Here is a 22,802-nt window from a genome sequence, read left to right on the forward strand (position 1 = left end):
CATGGGCAGCTTTCAGGAGGAACTCAAGGCACTAATTCCCCCAAGGTTTGCAGAAAGAAGGCAGGCAGCTATTCAGCAGATTGACAGGCATCCGGAAATCAAACGGCTCAGACAAGCCTATCCTGATCGATCGGGAGACCTTACAAGCCCTAGAAGATACAGGGATGTATCCGAACATTTGGCTCAATGTGATGCATGCGAGACGTGCCCCGGTCTAATAGGATGTCAGAACGTCCAGAAGGGTCATAGGAGCGTTGAAGAACCGAGCCCAGATAAACAGGACGAGTTGGTGTTCAGGCTTAAAAAATGCGAGCTGTTGAAGTCTTACGAGCGGCAACAGGGCATAGGAGAACGAATTAAGAGTCACTTCATTCCTGAGCATATTTTGAACGCCACCTTTGACGACATTGAACCTGATCCTCCGAGGATGGCAGCTATTGCGGGAGCAGTGAAGTTTTGTAGTGAATTTGTTCCCAAAGAAACGGTACAAGGATTGTATTTGTACGGCCCAATGGGAGTGGGCAAGAGCTGTTTTGCCGGAGCTATCGCACGGGAGTTAGCTAAATGTGAAGTGGATGTCCTCATGGTGTACGTACCTGACTTTATCGAAGAGGTTAAGGATGCCATTGGCTCCAAAGAGAGCGTAGCAAAGAAACTGGATGCTCTCAGAACGGTACCAGTGCTTATCATGGATGATATTGGGGCAGAGTCGATGAGTGGTTGGGTAAGGGATGAAGTTATTGGTCCGGTTCTCCAGAGACGTATGGAGCGGTTGCCGACCATCTACACATCCAATCTAACGATACAAGAGTTGTTCAAACATTTTGCCAATGCCAAGGGATCTCAGGATGAGAAGAAGGCAGCTCGGATCATTGAGCGGATCGAACCATTTGTAAAGTTGCTGCCAGTAGGTGGAAGAAATAGACGGAGGGGATAACCGAATGTGCAAAACATGTAACGGTCAAAAGGTAACGTACCAGTTCAATGGTGCAATGATGATGTTGGGTCCGTGTCCAGCATGCAATCCTAATGCTAAAAGTGCTGTGAAGGAGGGAATCCGACCTTATGAAAATAGTCGTGGATAGTGAGCTGCTGGCAGAAGCCTTGGAAGATGCAAGCAAGGCCATTGCAAGCAAGAACATTATGCCTATTCTGGATTGCTTCTTAATCGAGGCTGGTACAGAAGGTGTTAAGGTCACTGGAACGGATACACGTACAACGATACAGTCATACATTTTCAGTGAACACGTTCAAGTTGAATCGCCTGGTCAGATCGCACTCCCTAAGCTATCCCTTGAAGTAATCAAGAAACTAAATGGTGATGTGAGCATTGAGAAAAAAGGCAACAACGCGATTATCATTTCTAGGAAGAAGGAAATTGACATGGGTGTATTTGATCCAGAAGAGTTTCCGAGGGTGCCTGACATTGATGACAGCGAGTTATTTGAGACTACAGGCAGAGAACTTAAACGGCTATTCAGAAAAGCGACTTATGCTGCTGATCCAACAGGGAAGAATGCGGCAATCCTGGCCGGAGCACATGTATACATCAATGACGGAGTATTTGGCATTGAAGCGACAGACCGGCACAGACTTGCAAAAACGGAGCAGCACACAGAAGTAGGTAACTTGGGTGGAGCTGTCATTGAGGCCAAGGCATTGGGTGAGTTGCAGAAGATAATCTTGGATAAAGACAATCTTGAATTCGGATTCTCTAAATCTTCTACCGGGGCCGTGGTACATGTATTTGCGAGAACAGATCGTTTTACCTTTTACTCCCGAGTGTTGGAGGGGGCGTTCCCGGATGTGAGCCGGATGTCGATTGTGCCAGATGGTGTTACCGAGGTGATCGTAGATAAAGGAGAGATAATGAGTTGTCTTGACCTCGTATACACACTTGCCAAGGAAGAAAAGCATAACCAGATCGTCATCAGTATCACAGAGAATGAAGTGAGCATTCGCGGCAAAGGGAGAGAATCTGGAAAGGCAATTGAGAGTATAGTTCCAGTTTCGTTTAAAGGCGAAAATTTTGCCGTTGCCCTGAATTCCAAGTACTTCATAGATGCTATCAAAGCATTAGAAGGAGATAAGGTGACACTGGTTTTCCCTGGCAAGTTGAAGCCAATTTATATCTTGGATGAAAGTGACGAGAGATCACTCCACATTGTACTTCCTTATAGGACGGAAGAAGTGTAATGAACAAATACAATGCAACCAAAGTGATCGTCACTGAAGACGGGACATTGTTCTCGGAATGGATCGTTAAAAAGCACAGTCTGGATATAACCGGTATACGATTCGATAGCATAGCTGAGGGAGAGTATTATCAGCTCCTTCTCCAGCAAAAGAGGTTTGGGGAGATTAAAGCCTTCGAATGTCATCCTAAATTTGTTCTTCAAGAGAAACCGAAGGTCACTTACACTGCTGACTTCCTAGTAACAGAATTAGATAACAGTCAACGGGTGGTGGATATTAAAGGAGTGGAGACCTCCACATTCCGAGTCAAACTGAAACTATTCCAAGCTAAATATCCGACTTTACCAATAGATATACTTGTTAAAAAGCGAGGAGAATTCATTCCTCTTGCACAATACAAGAAGGAAAAATCAGCGCGTAAACGGGCGGCGAATGCACTTAAAAAACGAGTAGATGAAGGGAGAAATCAAAATGAAAATCAAACATACCGTAATCAAAAACGAGGACATTAATAAGCATCTTAACCAACAGGAGAAAGAAGACTTGCTGCGCTTGTTTCATAAAATTCAGTATGGTCGAGTTTCGGAGGGGAAAGTTGGGTTCAACATGTACCTGGTTGTAAATACAGACGAAACTTACGCTGAAGACGTTGTGCAGATCTTACAGGAAAACGGTCATTGGGGTCCAACACACGATCCAAATCAAATCGAGTTTCGGCAAGAGGGAGATACGATGGAGCTTCCAGAAGTTAAGAATCCCGTCTGAATGGAAATTAAAAAGGAGCACAGAGGTTTACTTATCCTCTTGCTCCTGCACTATAAACAAATCTTCCACACCTATACCTAATGCTCTTGCAATAGTGAACAAATGTGTAGATTCATGACGAGTATTTCTATCAAATCGACTTAAGGTTCCCTGAGGAATACCGGTCATTTCTGATAATTGTTGTTGAGTAATCCCCTTTTCTTTTAAAAGAGGCATTAAATTAGGTTTCACGTTAATCATAGCAGCCACCCTTTCAAAGAGATTATACGATAACGAATATTTATTAGCAAGATGGATTGACTGAATATTCGATATCGTATATGATTGAGTCAAGAACAAATATACGTAATACGATAACGAATATAATAATGGGGGCTGAATCACTTTGAGAAGAACTTACAAAGAAACACCATACTGGACCGATGGATATTGGGAATTTGAATACGACCTCACTTTACTTACCATCTGGATTAGAGAGTTGAAAGTTCGTCTGAGCGAACGGAAACAGGCCATTAGGCTCAGAGCGTTCACTGGATATGTCCAGTGAGGTTGGCACCACTCAGAGGTAAAGGAAATATTTCCTTACCTCATCTAAGAAACGCTTTACTGGAACGATCAACATTGTACTGGAACTTAATAGTCAATTGGGAGGTGTGCTATGTGACTGAAGCTGAGAAAGATGAATTCTCCGCAGCTTTATCTGAAAGGTATGCGCAGGTTAAACAATTAAGTTCTTCTAACAAAAAATTGATAAGCACTTGGGATGCAGTGATTAGTGACTTGCCTCTCGATATAAAATCAAAGTTTGAAGAAAAACAGAGTCAACTTTCGGCTTTGTAAAGGAGGTTTGGATATGAGTGCCCTAAACTTGAACAATTTCGATGAACAACCCACTGAAGTGCAACAAGCCGTTGCTTTTTATGTTGGATACACAGTAAACGGAGTACAGGCCACTTCTCAGGAAAGACAGGCTCATTACGCTGTTTTAGAGCGTGTTGGATTGTTGGAACCTATAAAATCCGTAGTGGGTATGTAGTGAATTAGGTTCAAAATATAAGCATAAGGACAGGGAAAGCGAAGGAAAGGTGGATGAAGAAATGGCCCATCAGACATTCTGGAAACCTGAGAAAAAAGTGAAAGAAAAGAAAATGAGCAGCTTCGGGCGGAGTAAGAAAGACAAAAAGCCTGTACCGGAATGGAAGAAGGACATTTTAGCCCATCACCAATCCAGACCAGGCTCGAAAGAGCGCGGCGATTTTCCAAAAGAAGTCATAGCTGAACTTATCGAAGAATCAAACGGAATTTGTGAATGCTGCAAGATCGCGGAAGGGACGACTACTCACCATGTATATCCGCGAGGAAGGAAAGGGCGCGGAGTTAAAACCAACGGGCTGCGGCTCTGCTGGCCCTGTCATGATCGGATACAAACGAATGAGGAATTACTCCAGTTTTGGATATCTGCCTTCCGCGATAAGTATGGGGATCGATTCTGGTTCGATGAACAGGATTGGGGCGAGTACAACCTGAAACAAGAGGTACAGCAGAAAGCAGATCAGGAGAAACAGAACCGCCAGCAAACTTTAAACCCGGTAAAAGAACTTATCTCTTCTGCGGCAGGACGTTCGTTGAAAGCGAAAGAGGTTCGGCTTATTGAAATGATGGATGATAAACAAATCGCAATATTCGAGACTTTGATTAACGATATCGTAAGAGTTGAAGAGAAGCATCAAGTTCCGTTTGGATACGGACACTTCGATGATTAATATGAAAATAATTCATATAACAACGAATGTATAACGTTATCTGGGGTTGTAGTTCCCCGGATAACAGAGGAAGGGAGACAAGACACACATGAAGGAAATCATAGTCGATAATTTCGCAGGCGGTGGCGGTGCCAGTACGGGAATTGAGTTGGCAACCGGTCGCAGCGTAGATATAGCAATCAATCACGATCCGGCAGCTATCGCGATGCACGAGGTCAATCACCCTGAGACGGTCCATTATCAAGAGGATGTGTGGGAAGTTGATCCACGCGAGGTGTGCGCCGGCAGGCCGGTTGCATTGAATTGGCTCAGTCCTTCATGCACTCATCACAGTAATGCTGCTGCTGGAAAGCCGAAGAACAAGCAACTCAGGGGCCAAGCATGGCTTGCTGTTAAATGGGCAGCTACTGTAAGGCCAAGGGTTCAAATATTGGAGAACGTCAAAGAGTTTCAATCATGGGGTCCATTGCTTGAAAACGGACAGCCTGATCCAAAACGGAAGGCACTTACCTATAACACTTTCGTCAATGCGATGAAGCGGCAAGGATACCAGGTTGAAACCAAATTATTAAAAGCATGTGATTACGGGGCGCCAACCAGCCGAGAGAGATTTTTCATGGTAATGCGATCAGATGGCAAGCGGATTATGTGGCCTGAACCGACCCATGGCGATCCAAAATCACCAGAAGTTAAAAGTGGTTTGCTGAAACCTTGGAGGAACGCAGGAGAATGTATCGATTGGTCCATTGAATGCCCATCTATTTTCACTAGGGAAAAGCCTTTGGTGGAGAAGACATTAAAACGCATAGCAAGAGGGTTGCAGCGGTTCGTGATAGAAAACGAGAATCCCTATATCGTGCCTGATCATGCAGCTGTGAGCAATCTTGGAAACAGGGATGAATTGGTTATGGCTTTTCTCTCCAAGTATTACGGCGAGGTATCACCTACTGAGGCACGGGGACAGCGCTTGGATGAGCCAATGCACACAATCAGTACGGCGAATCGTTTTGCGCTTGTCACAAGTCATCTGGTTAAGTTTCGCGGTGATAATTACGGCAGTGGTACAGACCAACCCTTGCCAACGATCACAGCAGGCGGCATACACGCTGGAGAGGTTCGGGCGCTGCTCATTAAATACTACGGTGCCGGAGTGGGCCAGAGCCTTCACGATCCGATGCACACCATACCAACTAAAGACCGATTCGGGTTGGTGCTTATCAAAGGAACGCCGTATCAAATCGTTGATATAGGGTTCCGAATGCTGAAGGCCCGTGAGTTGTACCCGGCACAAGGATTCCCATCCAGTTACATTATTGACCGAGATGCACGAGGCAATAAATATCCTGCATCAGCTCAGGTAGCCCGTTGCGGCAACGCAGTTCCACCGCCATTTGCAGAGGCGATGTTCCGGGCGAATCTGCCGGAGCTTTGCACAGGATCGGGAAACAACCTGACGCTGGAACGTTACGCAGAACAGGAGCAAGGACAAATGGCATTCAGCATGTAGCACCCCATAACAGAGGAAGGAGCGGAGATATGAAGATGCCCAGGATTCTACACTACCCAGGGAGCAAATGGAGCATGACGGATTGGATTATCAGCCAGTTCCCTGATCACACCACATACTTGGAACCCTTCTTCGGTAGCGGAGCCATACTTTTTAATAAAAGCAGATCTATTCTCGAAACGGTGAACGACCTGGACGGTGAGGTATCTAACCTGTTTCAGATCATTCGGGATCAGCCCGAAGAACTGGCCAGACTTATTCATTGGACTCCATATGCCCGAGAAGAGTATTACAAGGGCTATGAAACCGAAGGGGACGATATCGAACGGGCACGCAGATTCTTGGTCCGTTGCTGGATGGCCCGAGGCGGAAAAACAAGTGATCGGACAGGATGGAGGCACATCATTGATTTGAACGCACCTCATCCAGCTCGTGACTGGCAGAAGCTACCGGACAAAATCATGCAAGTGACGGACCGCCTAAGGGATGTGCAGATAGAATGTCAGCCTGCTGTGAAGCTGATTGAACGATATAAACGCCCCGAAGTCCTTATATATGCAGATCCACCATATATCCTATCAACTCGCAGTAAGCGGATGTATAAGAACGAAATGAATGAGGATGATCACACGGAACTACTTGACGCTTTAATGGATCATCCTGGACCGGTTGTACTTTCAGGATACGCGCATCCGATGTATGACGAGCGATTGGCAGAGTGGCGCAGGGAAACGAAGTCGGTCAAAGCAGAAGCTGGTCGGATCCGGACCGAGGTTTTATGGATTAATCCGATAGCTGCTGGAAAAGTCGGACAGATGGCACTTTTTTAACAGAGGAAGGGAATACCCTCCCTTCCCACCACACACTACAAAGTTAATAAAATTGGGAGGGTACCGCTCGATTTACATTTATTAGATAAATTATTGGGTTTAGGCCCACCAAAGGAGAGATAACACTTGCCTGAAATTAAAAATGACATTGTATACGTTGTGAGAAATGAATCAACAGGTGATATCGAAATGGCGACCACCAATGACTTTGAAGCCTGGTGTTACTACCGTGATGTTCCAACGGTGTCGCTAAGTGTGTTCATCAAGAAAAACATGATTTCTTATTCACCGCCTTCAAACAAATAGCTGTGAGGCTCGGGCCTCTAACCAAGGAGGGATACAGATGGGCTTCAAAGTTTTAGCGCCACATGAGGTTAAGTGCATGCAATGCCCTCGCAGGGTGAGAGTCTTCGGAAACAAGTCATATGTGGTATGTGACAAGTGCCTTCGTAAACAGTTTAGTAAAAAGTAATTTTGGAGGGATATACAGATGGACTATACAAAATTCACCGAAGATCTGAAAGCAGCACACAAGGCCGCAAAGGAAGCAACAGAAGGCATGCAGGACGGAGGCACAGCCAATCTAGATAAGTTGTTCATCCGGTTGCCAAGAGCGCGGGAAACCAAGGTTCTGGAAGCGATAAAGGAAGCTGGTTTGTATTGCAGAGCTAAGAGCCGTTGGATCGGAGACGGATACATGATCACGGTTAGCGGAGCGCAGGGCAATGTCAGGGAGAAATCAGTCACCGTATTTGCAACAGAAATGCACGAAAGAGGATATGAGATTATGCCGTATCGCCAAATGGATTAGCAAGATGGCAGGCATACCGATCAAGAGACGTCTGGCACGATTCTACAGGCACCTTGAAGACGGAGACGAGGTGTTTGCCATCGCTGAGTGCCGGGACGGATACGTTTACTACAACCCAATAGACGGACGTGGAGAGTTGGAGAAGATGCTATCCCAGCAGTTCTTTATGGAGTATGAGTGGATTCAAGATTAGGGAGGAAGCAGCATGAAACGGATCGTGTTCAGCCGGAACAAAGGCGTTGGGTATCAGACTTACAAGGAAACATTTGAATTTGATGATGATGTTACGGAAGAAGAAATAAACGAGGCCTATAAAGAATGGGTTTGGGAAGAAGTCGGGGACGAATTCACTTGGTATGAAGAAGGGGAGGAAGAACAGTCATGACAGAGGAACGCCTTCAAGAAATTAGAGCAATGGTTAACACGGGATTTATACCAGCTCCAGGTAATGCTACGGTGGCTCAACTGCTGGAATACTCAGATAGTTTGGATGTAGAGAACATCAGACTACGCAAGGCGCTCACGGATGCACTCAAGCTAATGGACAAAAAGTTTTACGGGATGGCACACAAGAACATTGTGGAGGCTTTGGGTCAGGAAGGAGAGGGGAACCAATGAAGGGCATCAAGACGATTCATATTAACGATCTTCGCGCCGGACAGTACATTAACTTGAACGGTGAGGTGACGTCCTTGGAAAAAGTTAAGGTACTCATCGCATCAGGCGAAACACCTGTAATCTACACAGTATCTGATCAGTATATCGAGAGAGCGTTGGATTCCCTGAGCACAACCCGTAAGGAGGGCTTGGAGTACCGGGACTTCCAGGAGGACGATCCCGAAGCACTGCGCATCCTGTACTGAAAAAAGAGGGATGAGGTCCTTTGGGCCTCTCCCTACTAAGGAGGATATAACACATGACATTCTTTGAATGGATGGACGGAAATCCTGGAACAGCACTGCTGATGTGGCTGATTATGTTCCTTTCAATAGCAAGCTTCAGTTTCAAACGAAAATAAGGGTGGGGAGGATATATAGATGACAAAAACAGCGTTGACCCGGGAGCAAGTGTTGGAGATGGAGCCTGGCGAGGAAATTGATACATTGGTTGCGGAAAAGGTCATGTGTTGGAAAAGGCATAAACCTGAGTCATGGGAAAATGAATACTGGGTTGATAAAGATGGATCGTTGATGTATGAGGTAAAAAAGTTTCAACCATCAAGGAATAAGCTCGATGCGTGGAAAGTCGCTGAAAGTTATCCTATTTGCAGGATTGAGCGACATGAAATATTCGTTGGGAACGTAAACCACGAAATCGAAATGTGGTCAGGATTCGACTATATTGATCCCGTAAAAATTGAGGACAAAATCATGGAATTAGGTATTAGCAAGTGCGCATTAATCAATTCACTGAATTTCAATAACTAATCCGCGTTATTGGCTGTACTGGACTTATAACATAGGAGGGATAGACGTGAAATTACTACACATCGACAACGGGCAAGCAAAAAAGCTTGGTCAAATTATAGAGATGCTATCTGAAAAGGGATTTGAATCTATCAACCGCAGTGAAGCAATTGGGCACTGCATTGATTTCACTTACGAAATGATGAAAAAGCATGGGTCAAAATTAGACCGTAAATAATTGGCCGGAGGCGTCCGATTCGACCGAAATACTAAGCGAAGCGAGGCCGGATAAGGGTTTCTGGTCTCCCCAAATAGGAGGATATACAAACCATGAGTAAAACAATCGACTTCCACAAAACCAGCAACATGGCAATTGAGATTAACGAAATGTATTGCTTCGCATGCGAGAGTGTTTTCTATGAACTGGATGGTCATGAGCTTGATGATTGCCCTAAATGCGGACAAAACTTTGAGAATTACCAGCCAGATTGTAACGATGGAGACGATGACACCTACCTGTTAATTGTAGACCCGGTAACAGGCGTTCCAGCCGTTGTGAGACGTGATGGAGAGCCAGTGTTGGCTCCCAAGGAAGGAGCGGAACAATGAGTAAAGAGGTAATCACATATGCGTGCATGGACTGCGATGGGTTTTTCAGTCTAGTCGAACCGTCCTCCAGAGCTAACTTTTGTCCTTATTGTGGAGCGGACGAAACAAGCCAGTATTCATTTTCGAAGGTCGAGGAAGGAGCGGAACAATGAAAGACTTGAATTTCGGAAAACCATTTGAGTGGCAAGAACTGAACGGCAAGACTCTTCAGATACTTGCTGGCACAGAGAATGGAACATTGATCGTAGTAGGAAGAGATGTAGAATCGCATGATTTGTACGTCCTTCACACCAAAAGCGAAAAAGAAATGATCAAAGAAGATATCCAAGCATACATGAAGCAACGAGAAAAACGATTGCAGGAAAAGAACCCGGGGCGCTTCCCTTCTAAGCTAAGAGCATTGTTTATTGATACAGATGAAAGTTTGTCTATATATCCAAAGGTTGAGGAAGGAGCGGATAAGCATGAGCCTGTATGAATTCAAAGCAAGAGCGTGGGATACAGAAACGAAAGAAATGTCATACGAGTTCTTGGAACGGAACTGGTTGAAGGTATGCATATGGTCACCGTACATGGTGTTAATGCTCTATTCCGGAATAAAGGACAGCAAAGGTAAGGATTACTACGATGGCGATATCGTTAAAGTAAGTAAGTTGAATTTTGAGAGTAGCGGCCCTTTGCCTGAAAATCTGGTAGTGAGGTTATACGGAGGCATGTTCCAGTTATTCAGAGGCAAGGAGCCTTTAATGGGCTTACATTTGGGATACATCGCTGACGGAGAAGTGATCGGAAATATCTACGAAAACCCTGAACTTTTGGGTGGGGAAGGAGTGGATACAGAATGAGACAGTTTGGATTAACTTACGACGATGCCGTTGCAATACAATCCTGCCTGGTAATCGGGCTTGAGGCTCAGAAGATTAGATATGATGAACACTGTCATGAAATGACTTTCCCTGATCGGATGGCAGCGCAATTGGACTCTTCACGAACCATGAAAAAGATTGCATACCTCAATAGCTTCACCGGGGTCCATAGCAGACGGAGCCTGAAAAAGTTAGGGAAGCTGGTGGTGGAATGAACAACCGAGTAGCTGGTTTGATAAATGAGTGGGAAGGCGTAGCTCCAGAGGATTTGATTGAAGCTATAAACGAACGTGATCAAGCAATGGAAGATCTGACTCAAATCAATGCCAAGATTGCATCCGACCGGGATCAGCTTAAGAGGGAACTTGAGTGGTTCGAAGATCGGTGCTTGGAATTGATGAGAGAAAAATGTAAACGGGAGATCCGGGAGGGAACGGCATGAGCACAGAAGAAGTAGTAGTTATCACACCTAAGCAGGAAGACGTTGATGATACCAAAAAGATCATTCAATTAAACTTTTTTTCGGATGTGGATGAAGAAGATATCCGTAAAACCAAATGGCTTCTTTGTAAATATGTGGACATGATTGACATCATTCAAAATTATGAGTACGCACTCAAGCAGATCGAGAATGGTATGTCAGCTTATGAGTTGTTGTCTGCGGAGGGAACGGTTGCGAAACGCGAATCAGGCCATGAACTGACTGCAGATGTCACGGCAAATGCAGTTATCATGAAAGACAAGCGTCACGCCAACTACAAACTATATGTGTTCATTTCTAACAATGTCCGATTTGCTATAAACAATTTAAAAGATGTCCACGAGGGTGTGGTAGCAAAATTACTGTTCCTAGATGGTAAGAAGTATTTGAAAGCTCAAGAATACATGGAAAAAGGATATCGCAAGGACGTTCCTGGTATCGCAGCGACTACGTTTGCGGACAAAAGACGCAGAGCTATAGCTAATATAGCTAACAGTCTGAAATTCAATCGAACGTTAGATTTTGTAACAATCGACTATGGAAGAGGTCGTAATAACGAAGGTGAGATTGGTTTAATTATGCCAAGTTAGTCGTAAACAATAAAACAAAGAGCAGTGATGGTATCCATCCTGCTCTTTGTTTTATTTCAGATAGTTCTGGATGGATACAAACACATCCATCCAAAGCATCTAGCAAAGTCTTTTGTCCATTCCATGGTGTCCAAATGGGGCATTGCTCCAATCTCAATACGTTATGTAAATATATTAGTATTTAGGAGGGGTTATATGTTGTTTGCGAGAGGGATCGTTGAATTGTCATGCATGATCTTCCACAGTCGGGGACCGTCTGCCAGGGTACTTAACATAGTGAGTATAGGAGCGCCGACATTCGATGCGTATATTATACTAATTGCCATATCGCCATAACCATGAACTTTTGAGTACATAACCGTCCAGTAAAGGCGTACCTCAAGACGCGACTGGTGGAATTTAAGTATTAGTCCCCAAGAGTGCTACACTATCTACAAGTCTAACACAAAAAAATGTATTATATGTGACAATGAGTTTCCACGCTCCAGCGCTGATACTGATATGTGCAGCACGAATTGTTCCAATGAAAATAGAAGATGTAAAGGTAGCGAACTACAATAAGGGGTGTGTGTAAAAGGTTTATTAAGGTTGCGGGGAGATCCCAGAGTAAATTCTGGGGAAAAAGATAAACAAAGGCACATGCTCTATCAGCATGTGCCTTTGTTTACTGTCCTTCAATTGTTACGTTATCTTTTTTAGTATCCGGACCGTCTGCTCTAAAACCAATAAATGAATCTTCAACCCTTGTTAATATACTTCGATCATCGCGCCAGATTAATCCTGAGTATGTTTTATCTAATAATTTCTGTGTAAGCATGCCTGGTCCTATGTCTGATATAAGTGAGTGCGGCTCCTCACCTACAGTAGCAAAAACTATGTAATCATCACCAACTTCTTGAACTTTACCGTTTTGCCCATTTGATTCTAATTCTTTTGCATATTCCTCTAGGGTTGAAAACCCTTTATCTTTATACCTGTCAGGGGTGTAGTTTTTTGATTTGTGTACCATTGTATAACCAGGTTCTAAAACAACTGCTAATGATTCAGTATTTTGTCCTACTCCATCTAAAGTGATGTCCAGCTTATACTTCCCTGTATATGTAACGCTTGCTTTTTCTTTTACCAACTGAATAATTTCATCATCTGTAAGATTGATAATATCCCTCATATAAAGGTTTGCCCAGTTCGTATAAGCAGTTACTTCTCCGTTTGCAAAAACATAAACACCGTCAAAATAAGTCCTTCTTTCAGGATAAATATCCGTTGTAATCCAAACTGAATAATTTTCCAGTCCTTCACTTAGTGGCATGAAATCCTCTAGTGAATGGTCTTGAGGACCGTCTTGTCCCACTACATCGGCATCACTTTCTTTTCCTCCACAAGCTGCTAATAGCAATACAACAGCCATTATTAGCGTTAGTAACATCCATTTCTTACGCAAAATCATTTCTTTACTCCTCCTTGAGTTTCTAAACCTGTTGTAAACAAGTATTGTAACAACACTAATATATCGGAAACTTTAATGGGAATTATTAGCTTTCGAAACATAAAAATTAAAAGTAGCCGCGTTGAAACATTATTCCCACAAATATTTGGGGTGGATATAAGATCATTAACGCAATAAAATGATCCATCAGTTTAAAAGCGTATGACCGACCAATCTAAGAGCAGAGCAATATACGTAATGAAAATAGGAGCTTCGGCCCTTTTTACATTACGTATATTATGGAAAGGATGGCGCTTGCGGAGTGGGGGCGATTAACACATCTAGAAAATATGAAGTAAATACGCAATTATAGCATGTTATCTTAAATACATATAAATAACGTAAATAAAAGGTCGCTCTCAGGAGCGGCCTTTTTGTATTGGAGGGAAGAGTATGGATGGTCATTTTTACAGCAGAAATGAACCGGCTATTCCAAGAGTATCGGACAAGCAGCCGGAACAGTGTCGTGGGTGTGGATGGGGAACTTGGACAGGTGTAAATCAATTATGCATTATGCCACGGTGTTGGAAAGGATCAGAAGAGTCAAAGAAGGTGATTGAATGAGAAAGGTACAACCAATTCGCGACGAACGTATTATAGATGGGATGAAGGAATACTTCTATATACGAAGCATGCGTAATTACTTATTTTTTTGTATGGGTATATACAGCGGACTTCGTGTTTCTGACTTACTTAGTCTTAGAGTGTGGCAAACTAAGGGAACTCACATAAGCATGGTTGAGCAAAAGAACAAGCATGCTAAAACATTTATAATTCATCCAAGTATTCGATCAGATTTGGATGACTACACTGCGCACATGTTCCCGAATGATTGTCTATTTCCAAGCCGCCAAGTTAAAACAGTAAGTCGAATGCGGAAACAGCCGATTGATCGAACCACTGCATATCGTTTTCTGAGTGAAGCAGCTCGTGAATTCAGATTGAAAGACATCGGTGTTCACTCGCTGCGGAAGACTTGGGCATACCGCCTTTATATGGACGATCCAGAGAATTTAGCGTTACTAATGGAGATGTTCGGACACATCGATCCAAGAGAGACTTTGGACTATATTGGGTTAACTCAGGACATGATGGACAGAGCAATTCTGAAATTAAGGTGATATGAGTGAAACATAAATCACCGTTTAGTGCACTCATTTAAATAATATGAGTACATTAGATGAAGAAACACGTTTTTTTATGCCTGAAATGAGTGAAACAGAATTACCTTTATGTTTCAGTCAACTTACATTATTTAGTGAATATGAGTACAGAACAACAGCCTACGATTCAGACGGAGGCTTATTTTGATTCGTAACGTTTGACTATTACTGACCTTAAATAGGAATTCCAACTCAATTACATGAAAGTGGTGATAATTTTGTGAGCAGAAAACAGAATCCGAATCGGAAGAAAGCGTTCAAGATATGGAAAGATAGCGGCGCTGTGATGAAGCCGAAAGAGATTGCGGAAAAGTTGGGCATTACACCTGAATCAGTCCGAAAGTGGAAATCGCTTGATCAATGGGAAGGGAAGATGGCTAACGCTAAACCAGGTGCTCCTCGTGGCAATCAGAATGCTAAAGGTAACAGAGGGGGTAAAGGGGGGCCGCTGGGCAATCAGAAAGCTGTAACACATGGATTGTTCCGTAAGTTCGAGCCGCAAGATCCTGAGTACCTAGAACTCATAGATATTGTTCAGCAAATGGAACCGATAGATATGATCTGGCATAACATCACCCAGGGTTTCCGTAAAATCATTTGGGCGCAGCGTATTTTCTTCATCAAAGACAAAGAAGATATGACCAAAGAGTTGAAAAGAGAGAAACCAGGTGAGTATGGAGATGAATACGAATGGGAAATTCAATTCGCTTGGGATAAATACGCTAGTTTCATCAAGGCAGAGGCTACGGTCATGCGTGAGATCAGGGGAGCTATCAAACAATTCCTTGATATCGCGCCGCAGGAAGATGAGCGAAGATTGAAACTGGATCAGATGCAGGCCAAAGTTGATAAAACCCGCCTTGAGATTGAGAAACTTAAGAACGGCGATGGAGATACCGAGGATGATCTGATCGAAGATTGGGTAAAGGCGGTGGAAACTGGTGAGTAAAGAGTCTCCGCAAACAAAACGCCGCTTTGCTGCATTCAAAAAACGCATTCCAGAGTACCGGAAGAACCCGGTTCTTTTTTGCGTGGAGCTACTGAAATTCACTCCTGATGAGTGGCAAGCAGAAGTGTTAATGGATATAGCGGGAAGCCCACGGGTGTCGGTGCGATCTGGACAAGGTGTTGGTAAGACCGGCCTTGAGGCTGCGGTGGCATTATGGTTCCTGTCGTGCTTCCCGTTTCCGAAGGTTATCTGTACTGCACCGACTCGTCAGCAGTTGCACGATGTCTTGTGGGCAGAGATTAGCAAGTGGCAAGAGAAAAGCCCTTTGCTCAAACGGATACTCAAGTGGACGAAGACTAAGATTTACATGAGAAATTACGAGGAGCGCTGGTTTGCTACAGCCCGGACAGCAACTAAGCCAGAAAACATGCAGGGTTTCCATGAAGACTACATGCTTTTCATTGTGGACGAAGCTTCCGGGGTTGAAGATCGTATCATGGAGGCTATCCTGGGAACGCTCTCAGGTGAATTCAATAAGCTGCTCATGTGTGGGAACCCAACTCGGACCAGTGGTGTATTCTATGACTCTCACAACCGAGACCGTGCGGATTACAATACACATAAAGTGTCCTGCTTAAACAGTCCTCGAACAAGCAAAGAGAACATAGCTATGCTTGAACGAAAGTATGGAAAAGGTTCTGATGTATGGCGTGTACGGGTGGAAGGGGAATTCCCTCGTGGAGAATCTGAAACTTTCATTGCTTTAGAAGTGGCTGAATTTGCTGCCAAAGATGTAACCCTAGAACCGATAGGAGATATCCTGACCATCGGCTGTGACGTTGCCCGTTTTGGTGATGACGAGACGTCAATGTACGCGGGGATAGGTCCTGTAACAGTTGGGCATCATCATCATTTCAAGAAAGATACAATGGTTACTGCTGGCTGGGTGTTGAATTTGATAAGAGAATTGTTGCCACAGTACCCAGAAGTCGTTCATACGAGAATCAGAATAGATGATACCGGTGTAGGTGGTGGTGTCACGGATCGTTTGAATGAGGTTATAGCAGAAGAAGGACTCCCGTATGAAGTCATTCCAATTAACAATGGATCATCATCTTTGGATGAACATTATGGAAACCTGGGCGCTGAAATGTGGGCTTATATAAAGGGGCAACTGGAACAAAATATGAGCAATTATATGAACAATGAGCAGGCAGTCCTACAACTTCCTGATGATGATATACTCACTTCTCAATTGACTACAAGAAAATGGTCAATGACCAGTAAGGGGAAGATACTCCTTGAAAGCAAGAAGGACATGAAAAAACGTGGTCTCAAGTCACCAGATAGAGCGGACGCATATGTTCTCACCTTCGGTGAATATATGCTGGGAGCACATCAATCTATAATGCTTCCGTCAATAAGTAGTGTGTCAATAAAAAGATAAACTGAAGATTAAATCTCCCAATCATATAGTGGGGATAATAAAAAAGAGCATAGCATCACCTTCAAGGATTGTGGGATGCTATGGCCCACGAAAGTGACGTTAAATTGACGATATGTTTGCAATCGAATGACCCTGAAACAGCAATAAATTAGGCACATAGAGAAGTTAAGCCCTCTCCAGTGTGCCTAGTGCTCGTTACAGTACTAGGCACACTGGAGAGGGCCCGACAAGAATCTTTTGAAATCTTGAAGATGTGGCGTTGTGGATGTGGGGAAAGCGGGTAAGATCACCGTTAAAAATATATATCATAAGTAAACTGAAAAACAATTTGAAAACGACGCAAAAACGTGTTTTTTTGTAACTCATGAGTTTTATTTATGTATCTCTAGGTATATTGATCTGTATTAGGATTACGTTTATAGGAAAAATGTGCTATTATATTCTCGTAAATTGTCTTATTTACTATTTTTAAACCTTGGGGGAAAAATGATGCAATTACTAACCGAAAGTTATGCGATTACTGGGGCATGGGTTGTTAACACGTATAAGTCTATTCAAAGTTTCAATCTAAATGAAGCAGTCTTCGATCCATACGAATCAGTTATTATTTCTGCAAAGGTTAGTATGCTGTTGTCTCCTATGCGAAGATTGGGTAGAGTAAATGCTACTCAATTTGATATTTACAGGAAAATGGCAGGATTAAAACCTAGAGAATGCACTGATGTATTAAAAATTCTTGAACAGATGGAAGCAGTACAAATAAGCTGGAGTGGTTCTGCTTTAGATGATGTTCCTCTGACTTCTATAACAGTGAGAAAAACCGATAAAGTGGACATCCTTTCAGTAACAGGAGAGCTATTCGAAAAGCTAAATCCTAGTGTCCAAGCTAAGTTGACCATTCATATGTTGCAAGAAACTTTAAAAATTCCGATACCAAAAGATTTATTGATTGATTTGCTAACCCATAAAGGATATCCAGAGCAACTGATTAAAATAACGTTAAAACATATGCTTGTTTTAAATATTTTATCGGAGACAAAGGATACAATCCAGGGCAACGCATTAATTTATAATCCTAATGCTTTTCAAGCAAACGCAAGTGATGTGTTTGTGACAATAAATGATTTGAATCCTAATGAAAAACAAGAAGCACTTGATATTTTGGAGCATGTAAGATCTAATCCTGGTACTCCTCTACGCAGTGATTTCAATCAAAATACGGTGGGACTACTTATTAAGTGTGGATTAATTGATTCATCTCGTATTGTAACAAGTAGAGGGAAAATGAAGCAAGACTTTGTTACAGCGCCATATATTTGGGGAGCTTTAGGAGCAAACGAATTAAGCAGTGATGTATTAGATGATGCTAAATTGTTCCTAAATTGTTTGAGGTTTGGCCAACTGTTTTCACAAACTGGTAGAGGGAGAATAAATGATCCTTCAGTTTTGATTAATGCTCTCCTTGAAAAAGGGACAGTTGGTCCTGCAACGGCAATCGGTGAGGACTACCCGATGCCTTTAGCACGAGGTATAGTTAGTGTAGTAGAATCTAGACTGCAGCCAGGTAGATACTTCATGGAATTAAAAAAAGAAGATGTTGTTCAAACAGTGTATGAGGTTCTTGATACAAAAGGCGTCTTACCTACTCCAATTAATGATGCAGAAATTGCTACAAAATTGAAGCAGCAAGGAAATTTCATTTCATCGGAACAAGTTCGAATTACAAGTCCGCTGCCAGCCCAATTGGAACAAGAACGAGATAGTCTTGTGTTTTGTTTACGTACACATCGTAAGGGGCGATAACATGAAAAAGGATTTTAAACCTAAAAGTCTTAGAAAAAAGCAAGATAAAATAAATGTGTCAGAAAATGATAATCAAAATAGTAAAAAAGCAACTAAAACAGTAAGTGTACTCCCTGTAAAGGAGAGCCATGTAGAGGACACACCTTTAGAGAAAGAGAGCCATGTAGAGGACACACCTTTAGAGAAAGAGAGTCATGTAGAGGACACACCTTTAGAGAAAGAGAGCCATGTAGAGGACACACCTTTAGAGAAAGAGAGTCATGTAGAGGACACACCTTTAGAGAAAGAGAGCCATGTAGAGGACACACCTTTAGAGAAAGAGAGTCATGTAGAGGACACACCTTTAGAGAAAGAGAGTCATGTAGAGGACACACCTTTAGAGAAAGAGAGCCATGTAGAGGACACACCTTTAGAGAAAGAGAGTCATGTAGAGGACGCCTCTACAGGGAGGGAGAGCTCTGTAGAAGACAGTATTTTAGCGAATTCCCCCCCTTTTGAGGATGCTTCGACAAAAAGATCAACTCTTGAGAGTAACAGCGGTAAAAGATATGAAGCTGAGAAAGTGGAAACTAAGCAAGTGGGAGCTAAGTCTAGTGAAAGTTCTGTGACTATCGGTACAAGAATTCCACGAGTTCAGCTAGTAATTGGAGACCCACTGGAATACAGAGTTGCTAGAATGTTTATGATGCAAGGATATTTTGTTAGACGAGGAATCAATATCTACACTACAGGATACATTGATACTGCAACTGATGTAGATGTTCTAGCAATTAAATATTCGGATTCATTTGGTAGAGTTATGGCGATTTCTGAATGTAAGTCCGGTGAAAGTAAACCTCTAGATAGAATCTTCTGGTTATCTGGATTGAAGAATTATTTAAATGCCAACAGGGCCTTGTTAGTAAGAAAGCCAACACGTTGGAATATCAAAGACTTTGCGAAAGAGACAGGCGTTGAAGTTATTGACAATGATTATATAGATAAGCTAGAAGAAATCTTAGAAATAAACAAGGATAAATGGTTAGGTTATACAGATAGAGAATTTTTTGTTCAAAGAAAGAATGCATGGAATGAAATTTTAAGAAAAGATCCTCTACTTAGTGAACTGTTCCATACATTAAGTGGAGAAGCAAGATTTAATGAGCCATTTGGTGCAATAAATTATTATGTACACCACATGAGATCATTAACAAAACTTTATCACCGTACAGGCTATGGTGATAAAAAATCATTGATTAAGTATTTACTAGCAGATGCATCGTCACAATTAATTATATTTTTTATGGAGATATGCAAATCAACGTTTGATTTGACATCTACCGATAGGAAGGGATTTGTTTCTAAAAAATTAACTCATGGTGAAATGGATCCAAGTCTAACTCAAAGAATATTCGATCATGCATACTACCTTTCAAAACAAGCTGCATCATATTATTCAGGGGAACCAGTAGAAATGGATCGGAGCATGTTTAGTATGCCTGAGCCTGATTATTCTGATGATTTGATCGCGTTTATAGAATATCTTATTTCTAGAATGTCTTTTGTGTCGCATCTACCTTACAGTTGTGATCTACTATTAGCAGAATCTTTTGTGAAGGATAATTATCATTTTAAGCTTAAGGACAATATTGACAGCACCTTGCTTGTTAGAACTTTACAGGGGTTAGACCAGTATATAAAAATGTTAGTGAAGTTAGACTGTTTGCCTATTCAAGTTCTGGATATTATAGGAAAGCAGTTAAATAAGTAAAACAAAAGAGAGACGTCACATTAAGGCGTCTTTTTTGTATCCAAAAGGAGGCTGCATCATATGGAAGATACATTCGTCTAGGGTAATTCTACAAAATAGATTCATCAAAGACTTATAAAACGAAGCATCCGCGGAGAGGAAACACATTCAAAATGTCGAAATATGAATATCTAAGGAGAGTGATTATGTGAATCCAAATCAAGAGAAAGATCAATTAATCAATACACTATATCATTTCAAACGGATCATGCATTTTTCTTATTCTGATGCATGTGAGGCTTATAATACATTGGAGAAGCATGATGAAACGACGATTTATATCGTTGCTCAAGGTTACTTGTCCATGTCTCAACAATGCCATATAGAGTTGTTAAGAATTTATCGGGAGAAGGAATTGGACCGAGGAGAAATAGAAAGTTATATTAAAGCTTATGAAAGTTATATCTTTGAGTTAAAACAAGTCATTACTGACAAGGATACAAACACATCTTGGTTAAGCAGCACGCATGACAGTTTAATTGAAGCATGGAAATCAACTGATGCGTTCATTCAACAGTGGATCAATAATACGATTTAGTATCACTAGCACCCATCGTGGTGCTTTTTCTTTTGCCTTCATATGACAGAATGTGAGCCGTTCTGAGCTCGTTTATATGAGAACGTTCGGTTTGCAAGGGATCAGTCGATTGAAGAGCGGAAGACAGCGTCTGAGCGAGCGTACGCATGCATATGATGGTCACTTAACATTGAAACCAACTCAACAAAAATAAGGTTCTTGACTTCATTCTTTTAATTGTATGATACTGGAAATATAATTTGGAAATGGGGTGATGGTGATGTCGAAAAAAGTACATGAAGAAACAAATCAAGATTTTATTTCTATGGTATCCAAACAATTTGAATACAATGATTCAGCATCTTATGAACTCTTACAAGCTTTAAGGGATTATGAAATACCGGGTGATCTAACTGCGTTCGAAATATCAGAACATATCTATAATCTTAATTGGGATAATTATGATGTTATTTCCCTTTCTACTAAATCAGGGCTCATCGGAAAATACCATGGAGAAAGCAAAGAGAACCTTAGAAGTAGGAGTCATTTACCACCATATACAAGAAGCTATGGAATTAAAGCTGGAATTTACTTAGTATCCATTTTAGAAAAGAATGATGATGATTATCGTAGTATTGATTTAATTCGAGAGCATAGAGTAAATTCTCTGTGACATGCCTTAAAACTATTAATCAAGGAGGAATTTCAATGCCAAAGTTTGTAGTTGGAGATCAGATCCATTTTTACGAAGGGCCAATGAAAATCGCCGAGTTATCAGTTGAAGAGGTTGATAGCGAATCTTACAATTGGCTTTATCATCTGGAACCTGGTGATGAAATCTTTGGAAAGATTCGTCCAAAGCGAACTGTGGCTTCTGTCACGAAAGTCAAAGATGGCCTATCGGAAGAAGAAAATAGGTATTCCGATGGTATTTACCATGTACATCTAAGAAAATAACTATTGCGTAAGCACCTTAGGGTGCTTTTTTTGTTGCCCCTTATATCAACTTGACCAACCTCACTTATTGTCTGATACTGGAAGATGTATTAGAAATAGATTGGGAGTGGTCGGATGAAGAAGAAGTATATTGCAATAATTGCTATAGGGATTTTTCTAATATGGGCTGGTTCAGCAGCGGCGATTTATAGATGGGTAGGGGATGATGATCGCGGAACATTTGGGGATATGTTTGGGGCGGTCAACGCATTATTTTCGGGTTTCGCATTTGCCGGGTTGATTTACACCATTGCAGTGCAGCGACAAGAGTTGTCACTACAACGAGAAGCTACGGAGATGCAGACCGAAGAATTGAAGTTACAGCGAGAAGAAACGGCTCGATCTGCTGACCAATTGGAGGATCAGAAAAACTTACTGAATCTCCAAACAGCAATGGGAATTGTTAATGATCTCATCCAAACTAAAAATAGACGAGCTGAAGAAATTCAGTACTATTTAAACGGAGAATATTATACGGGATATAACGGAATTTTTAGGATGCTGACACATGATCAATATCTAGGAGGAGTGAAGCCTACAGAGAACTCCTATTTCATACAAAGTTACCTTAATACATTCTTTTTTATATTAGATTTTATTGCAGGATATAAACTTCAAAATGATCAAAAGGACCTCTTGGATAATCTTTTAAACATGAATATGACAGACGATGAAGTTATGCTGATTTATATGGCAGTAGAACAAAACCAACAGAGATTAATAATGCTTAAGGTTCATGGATTCTATCCGCGGCACCAGAAAATAACTGGGCAAACAGTGAAGCTATCCTAGTAAAAGGATGGCTTTTTAATGGTATAAATTTATGGA

Annotated in this window: 35 protein-coding genes; 33 read left to right on the forward strand and 2 right to left on the reverse strand. The window is 42.0% G+C overall.

Annotated features, from left to right (window positions below):
- Position 1 precedes the first annotated feature (1 nt).
- From dnaI to D829_RS0105955, 4 genes are all read left to right on the forward strand, one after another.
- On the forward strand, positions 2-937 hold the full coding sequence (dnaI, locus tag D829_RS0105940) for a primosomal protein DnaI (protein WP_017687937.1): 936 nt from the start codon (positions 2-4) through the stop codon (positions 935-937).
- A gap of 128 nt (positions 938-1,065) precedes the next feature.
- Positions 1,066-2,196, forward strand: coding sequence for a DNA polymerase III subunit beta (dnaN, locus tag D829_RS0105945; protein WP_017687938.1), 1,131 nt, complete (start codon positions 1,066-1,068; stop codon positions 2,194-2,196).
- A complete protein-coding gene (locus tag D829_RS0105950; protein ID WP_017687939.1) occupies positions 2,196-2,708 on the forward strand; it encodes a DUF1064 domain-containing protein in 513 nt (170 codons plus the stop codon). Before dnaN ends, D829_RS0105950 begins: the two co-directional genes overlap by 1 nt.
- Positions 2,668-2,961 carry a hypothetical protein gene (locus tag D829_RS0105955; RefSeq protein WP_017687940.1) on the forward strand — a complete coding sequence of 98 codons (294 nt, stop codon included), beginning with the start codon at positions 2,668-2,670 and terminating at the stop codon, positions 2,959-2,961. The genes D829_RS0105950 and D829_RS0105955 overlap by 41 nt, the downstream gene beginning before the upstream one ends.
- 27 nt (positions 2,962-2,988) lie before the next feature.
- Here the strand turns inward: D829_RS0105955 and D829_RS0105960 are convergent, their stop codons facing one another.
- Entirely contained in the window at positions 2,989-3,201 is a 213-nt protein-coding gene (locus D829_RS0105960) for a helix-turn-helix transcriptional regulator (RefSeq protein WP_017687941.1), read from the reverse strand.
- Between the two features lie 145 nt (positions 3,202-3,346).
- On the opposite strand from D829_RS0105960, the gene D829_RS33635 reads away from it, so the two are divergent.
- From D829_RS33635 to D829_RS0106070, 20 genes are all read left to right on the forward strand, one after another.
- On the forward strand, positions 3,347-3,508 hold the full coding sequence (locus tag D829_RS33635) for a hypothetical protein (protein ID WP_193748451.1): 162 nt from the start codon (positions 3,347-3,349) through the stop codon (positions 3,506-3,508).
- Positions 3,509-3,621: 113 nt separating this feature from the next.
- Positions 3,622-3,801: a hypothetical protein gene (locus tag D829_RS0105965; protein ID WP_017687942.1), complete on the forward strand. Its 180-nt coding sequence runs from the start codon at positions 3,622-3,624 to the stop codon at positions 3,799-3,801.
- Between the two features lie 13 nt (positions 3,802-3,814).
- Positions 3,815-3,997, forward strand: coding sequence for a hypothetical protein (locus D829_RS0105970; RefSeq protein WP_017687943.1), 183 nt, complete (start codon positions 3,815-3,817; stop codon positions 3,995-3,997).
- A gap of 61 nt (positions 3,998-4,058) precedes the next feature.
- A complete protein-coding gene (locus D829_RS0105975; RefSeq protein ID WP_017687944.1) occupies positions 4,059-4,724 on the forward strand; it encodes an HNH endonuclease signature motif containing protein in 666 nt (221 codons plus the stop codon).
- An 88-nt stretch (positions 4,725-4,812) separates the two neighbouring features.
- On the forward strand, positions 4,813-6,231 hold the full coding sequence (locus D829_RS0105980) for a DNA cytosine methyltransferase (protein WP_017687945.1): 1,419 nt from the start codon (positions 4,813-4,815) through the stop codon (positions 6,229-6,231).
- Between the two features lie 29 nt (positions 6,232-6,260).
- The gene (locus D829_RS0105985; RefSeq protein ID WP_017687946.1) at positions 6,261-7,061 is read left to right on the forward strand and encodes a DNA adenine methylase; all 801 of its coding nucleotides are present in this window, start codon (positions 6,261-6,263) and stop codon (positions 7,059-7,061) included.
- A gap of 126 nt (positions 7,062-7,187) precedes the next feature.
- On the forward strand, positions 7,188-7,367 hold the full coding sequence (locus D829_RS0105990) for a hypothetical protein (protein WP_017687947.1): 180 nt from the start codon (positions 7,188-7,190) through the stop codon (positions 7,365-7,367).
- Positions 7,368-7,551: 184 nt separating this feature from the next.
- Positions 7,552-7,872 carry a hypothetical protein gene (locus D829_RS0106000; RefSeq protein ID WP_017687949.1) on the forward strand — a complete coding sequence of 107 codons (321 nt, stop codon included), beginning with the start codon at positions 7,552-7,554 and terminating at the stop codon, positions 7,870-7,872.
- Positions 7,841-8,065: a hypothetical protein gene (locus tag D829_RS0106005; protein WP_152416952.1), complete on the forward strand. Its 225-nt coding sequence runs from the start codon at positions 7,841-7,843 to the stop codon at positions 8,063-8,065. The genes D829_RS0106000 and D829_RS0106005 overlap by 32 nt, the downstream gene beginning before the upstream one ends.
- Positions 8,066-8,077: 12 nt before the next feature.
- Positions 8,078-8,257, forward strand: a complete 180-nt coding sequence (locus D829_RS0106010) for a hypothetical protein (RefSeq protein ID WP_017687951.1) — start codon at positions 8,078-8,080, stop codon at positions 8,255-8,257.
- Positions 8,254-8,490, forward strand: coding sequence for a hypothetical protein (locus D829_RS0106015; protein WP_017687952.1), 237 nt, complete (start codon positions 8,254-8,256; stop codon positions 8,488-8,490). The genes D829_RS0106010 and D829_RS0106015 overlap by 4 nt, the downstream gene beginning before the upstream one ends.
- The gene (locus D829_RS0106020) at positions 8,487-8,735 is read left to right on the forward strand and encodes a hypothetical protein (RefSeq protein WP_017687953.1); all 249 of its coding nucleotides are present in this window, start codon (positions 8,487-8,489) and stop codon (positions 8,733-8,735) included. The genes D829_RS0106015 and D829_RS0106020 overlap by 4 nt, the downstream gene beginning before the upstream one ends.
- A 174-nt stretch (positions 8,736-8,909) precedes the next feature.
- Positions 8,910-9,299 carry a hypothetical protein gene (locus D829_RS0106030; RefSeq protein WP_017687955.1) on the forward strand — a complete coding sequence of 130 codons (390 nt, stop codon included), beginning with the start codon at positions 8,910-8,912 and terminating at the stop codon, positions 9,297-9,299.
- Positions 9,300-9,345: 46 nt separating this feature from the next.
- Positions 9,346-9,516: a hypothetical protein gene (locus tag D829_RS33640; RefSeq protein ID WP_017687956.1), complete on the forward strand. Its 171-nt coding sequence runs from the start codon at positions 9,346-9,348 to the stop codon at positions 9,514-9,516.
- A 92-nt stretch (positions 9,517-9,608) separates the two neighbouring features.
- Positions 9,609-9,887 carry a hypothetical protein gene (locus tag D829_RS0106040; protein WP_017687957.1) on the forward strand — a complete coding sequence of 93 codons (279 nt, stop codon included), beginning with the start codon at positions 9,609-9,611 and terminating at the stop codon, positions 9,885-9,887.
- 148 nt (positions 9,888-10,035) lie between these two features.
- Complete coding sequence (locus tag D829_RS0106050; RefSeq protein WP_017687959.1) at positions 10,036-10,365, forward strand: hypothetical protein; 330 nt, start codon at positions 10,036-10,038, stop codon at positions 10,363-10,365.
- Positions 10,352-10,732, forward strand: a complete 381-nt coding sequence (locus D829_RS0106055; RefSeq protein WP_017687960.1) for a YopX family protein — start codon at positions 10,352-10,354, stop codon at positions 10,730-10,732. Before D829_RS0106050 ends, D829_RS0106055 begins: the two co-directional genes overlap by 14 nt.
- Positions 10,729-10,968: a hypothetical protein gene (locus D829_RS0106060; protein ID WP_017687961.1), complete on the forward strand. Its 240-nt coding sequence runs from the start codon at positions 10,729-10,731 to the stop codon at positions 10,966-10,968. The genes D829_RS0106055 and D829_RS0106060 overlap by 4 nt, the downstream gene beginning before the upstream one ends.
- On the forward strand, positions 10,965-11,195 hold the full coding sequence (locus tag D829_RS0106065; RefSeq protein WP_017687962.1) for a hypothetical protein: 231 nt from the start codon (positions 10,965-10,967) through the stop codon (positions 11,193-11,195). Before D829_RS0106060 ends, D829_RS0106065 begins: the two co-directional genes overlap by 4 nt.
- The gene (locus D829_RS0106070; protein WP_017687963.1) at positions 11,192-11,824 is read left to right on the forward strand and encodes a hypothetical protein; all 633 of its coding nucleotides are present in this window, start codon (positions 11,192-11,194) and stop codon (positions 11,822-11,824) included. Before D829_RS0106065 ends, D829_RS0106070 begins: the two co-directional genes overlap by 4 nt.
- 664 nt (positions 11,825-12,488) lie before the next feature.
- On the opposite strand, the gene D829_RS0106080 is transcribed toward D829_RS0106070, so the two are convergent.
- Complete coding sequence (locus D829_RS0106080) at positions 12,489-13,271, reverse strand: hypothetical protein (protein ID WP_017687965.1); 783 nt, start codon at positions 13,269-13,271, stop codon at positions 12,489-12,491.
- Between the two features lie 599 nt (positions 13,272-13,870).
- On the opposite strand from D829_RS0106080, the gene D829_RS0106090 reads away from it, so the two are divergent.
- The 9 genes from D829_RS0106090 to D829_RS32335 all read left to right on the forward strand — a co-directional run bounded on the left by D829_RS0106090 (position 13,871) and on the right by D829_RS32335 (position 22,766).
- Entirely contained in the window at positions 13,871-14,431 is a 561-nt protein-coding gene (locus D829_RS0106090; RefSeq protein WP_017687967.1) for a tyrosine-type recombinase/integrase, read from the forward strand.
- Positions 14,432-14,693: 262 nt separating this feature from the next.
- Positions 14,694-15,422, forward strand: coding sequence for a phage terminase small subunit (gene terS, locus D829_RS0106095; RefSeq protein ID WP_017687968.1), 729 nt, complete (start codon positions 14,694-14,696; stop codon positions 15,420-15,422).
- A gap of 46 nt (positions 15,423-15,468) precedes the next feature.
- Complete coding sequence (locus D829_RS0106100; RefSeq protein ID WP_193748457.1) at positions 15,469-16,869, forward strand: DEAD/DEAH box helicase family protein; 1,401 nt, start codon at positions 15,469-15,471, stop codon at positions 16,867-16,869.
- 486 nt (positions 16,870-17,355) lie between these two features.
- Positions 17,356-18,672: a hypothetical protein gene (locus D829_RS0106105; RefSeq protein ID WP_152416953.1), complete on the forward strand. Its 1,317-nt coding sequence runs from the start codon at positions 17,356-17,358 to the stop codon at positions 18,670-18,672.
- Position 18,673: 1 nt separating this feature from the next.
- Positions 18,674-20,422, forward strand: coding sequence for a hypothetical protein (locus D829_RS0106110; RefSeq protein ID WP_017687971.1), 1,749 nt, complete (start codon positions 18,674-18,676; stop codon positions 20,420-20,422).
- 187 nt (positions 20,423-20,609) lie between these two features.
- On the forward strand, positions 20,610-20,999 hold the full coding sequence (locus D829_RS0106115) for a hypothetical protein (RefSeq protein ID WP_017687972.1): 390 nt from the start codon (positions 20,610-20,612) through the stop codon (positions 20,997-20,999).
- Positions 21,000-21,258: 259 nt separating this feature from the next.
- Positions 21,259-21,651 carry a hypothetical protein gene (locus D829_RS0106120; RefSeq protein WP_026081028.1) on the forward strand — a complete coding sequence of 131 codons (393 nt, stop codon included), beginning with the start codon at positions 21,259-21,261 and terminating at the stop codon, positions 21,649-21,651.
- 35 nt (positions 21,652-21,686) lie between these two features.
- A complete protein-coding gene (locus tag D829_RS0106125) occupies positions 21,687-21,935 on the forward strand; it encodes a hypothetical protein (protein ID WP_017687974.1) in 249 nt (82 codons plus the stop codon).
- A 114-nt stretch (positions 21,936-22,049) separates the two neighbouring features.
- A complete protein-coding gene (locus tag D829_RS32335) occupies positions 22,050-22,766 on the forward strand; it encodes a hypothetical protein (protein ID WP_017687975.1) in 717 nt (238 codons plus the stop codon).
- Positions 22,767-22,802 lie beyond the last annotated feature (36 nt).

Source organism: Paenibacillus sp. PAMC 26794, from assembly GCF_000316035.1.
Classification (GTDB): Bacteria; Bacillota; Bacilli; order Paenibacillales; family Paenibacillaceae; genus Paenibacillus.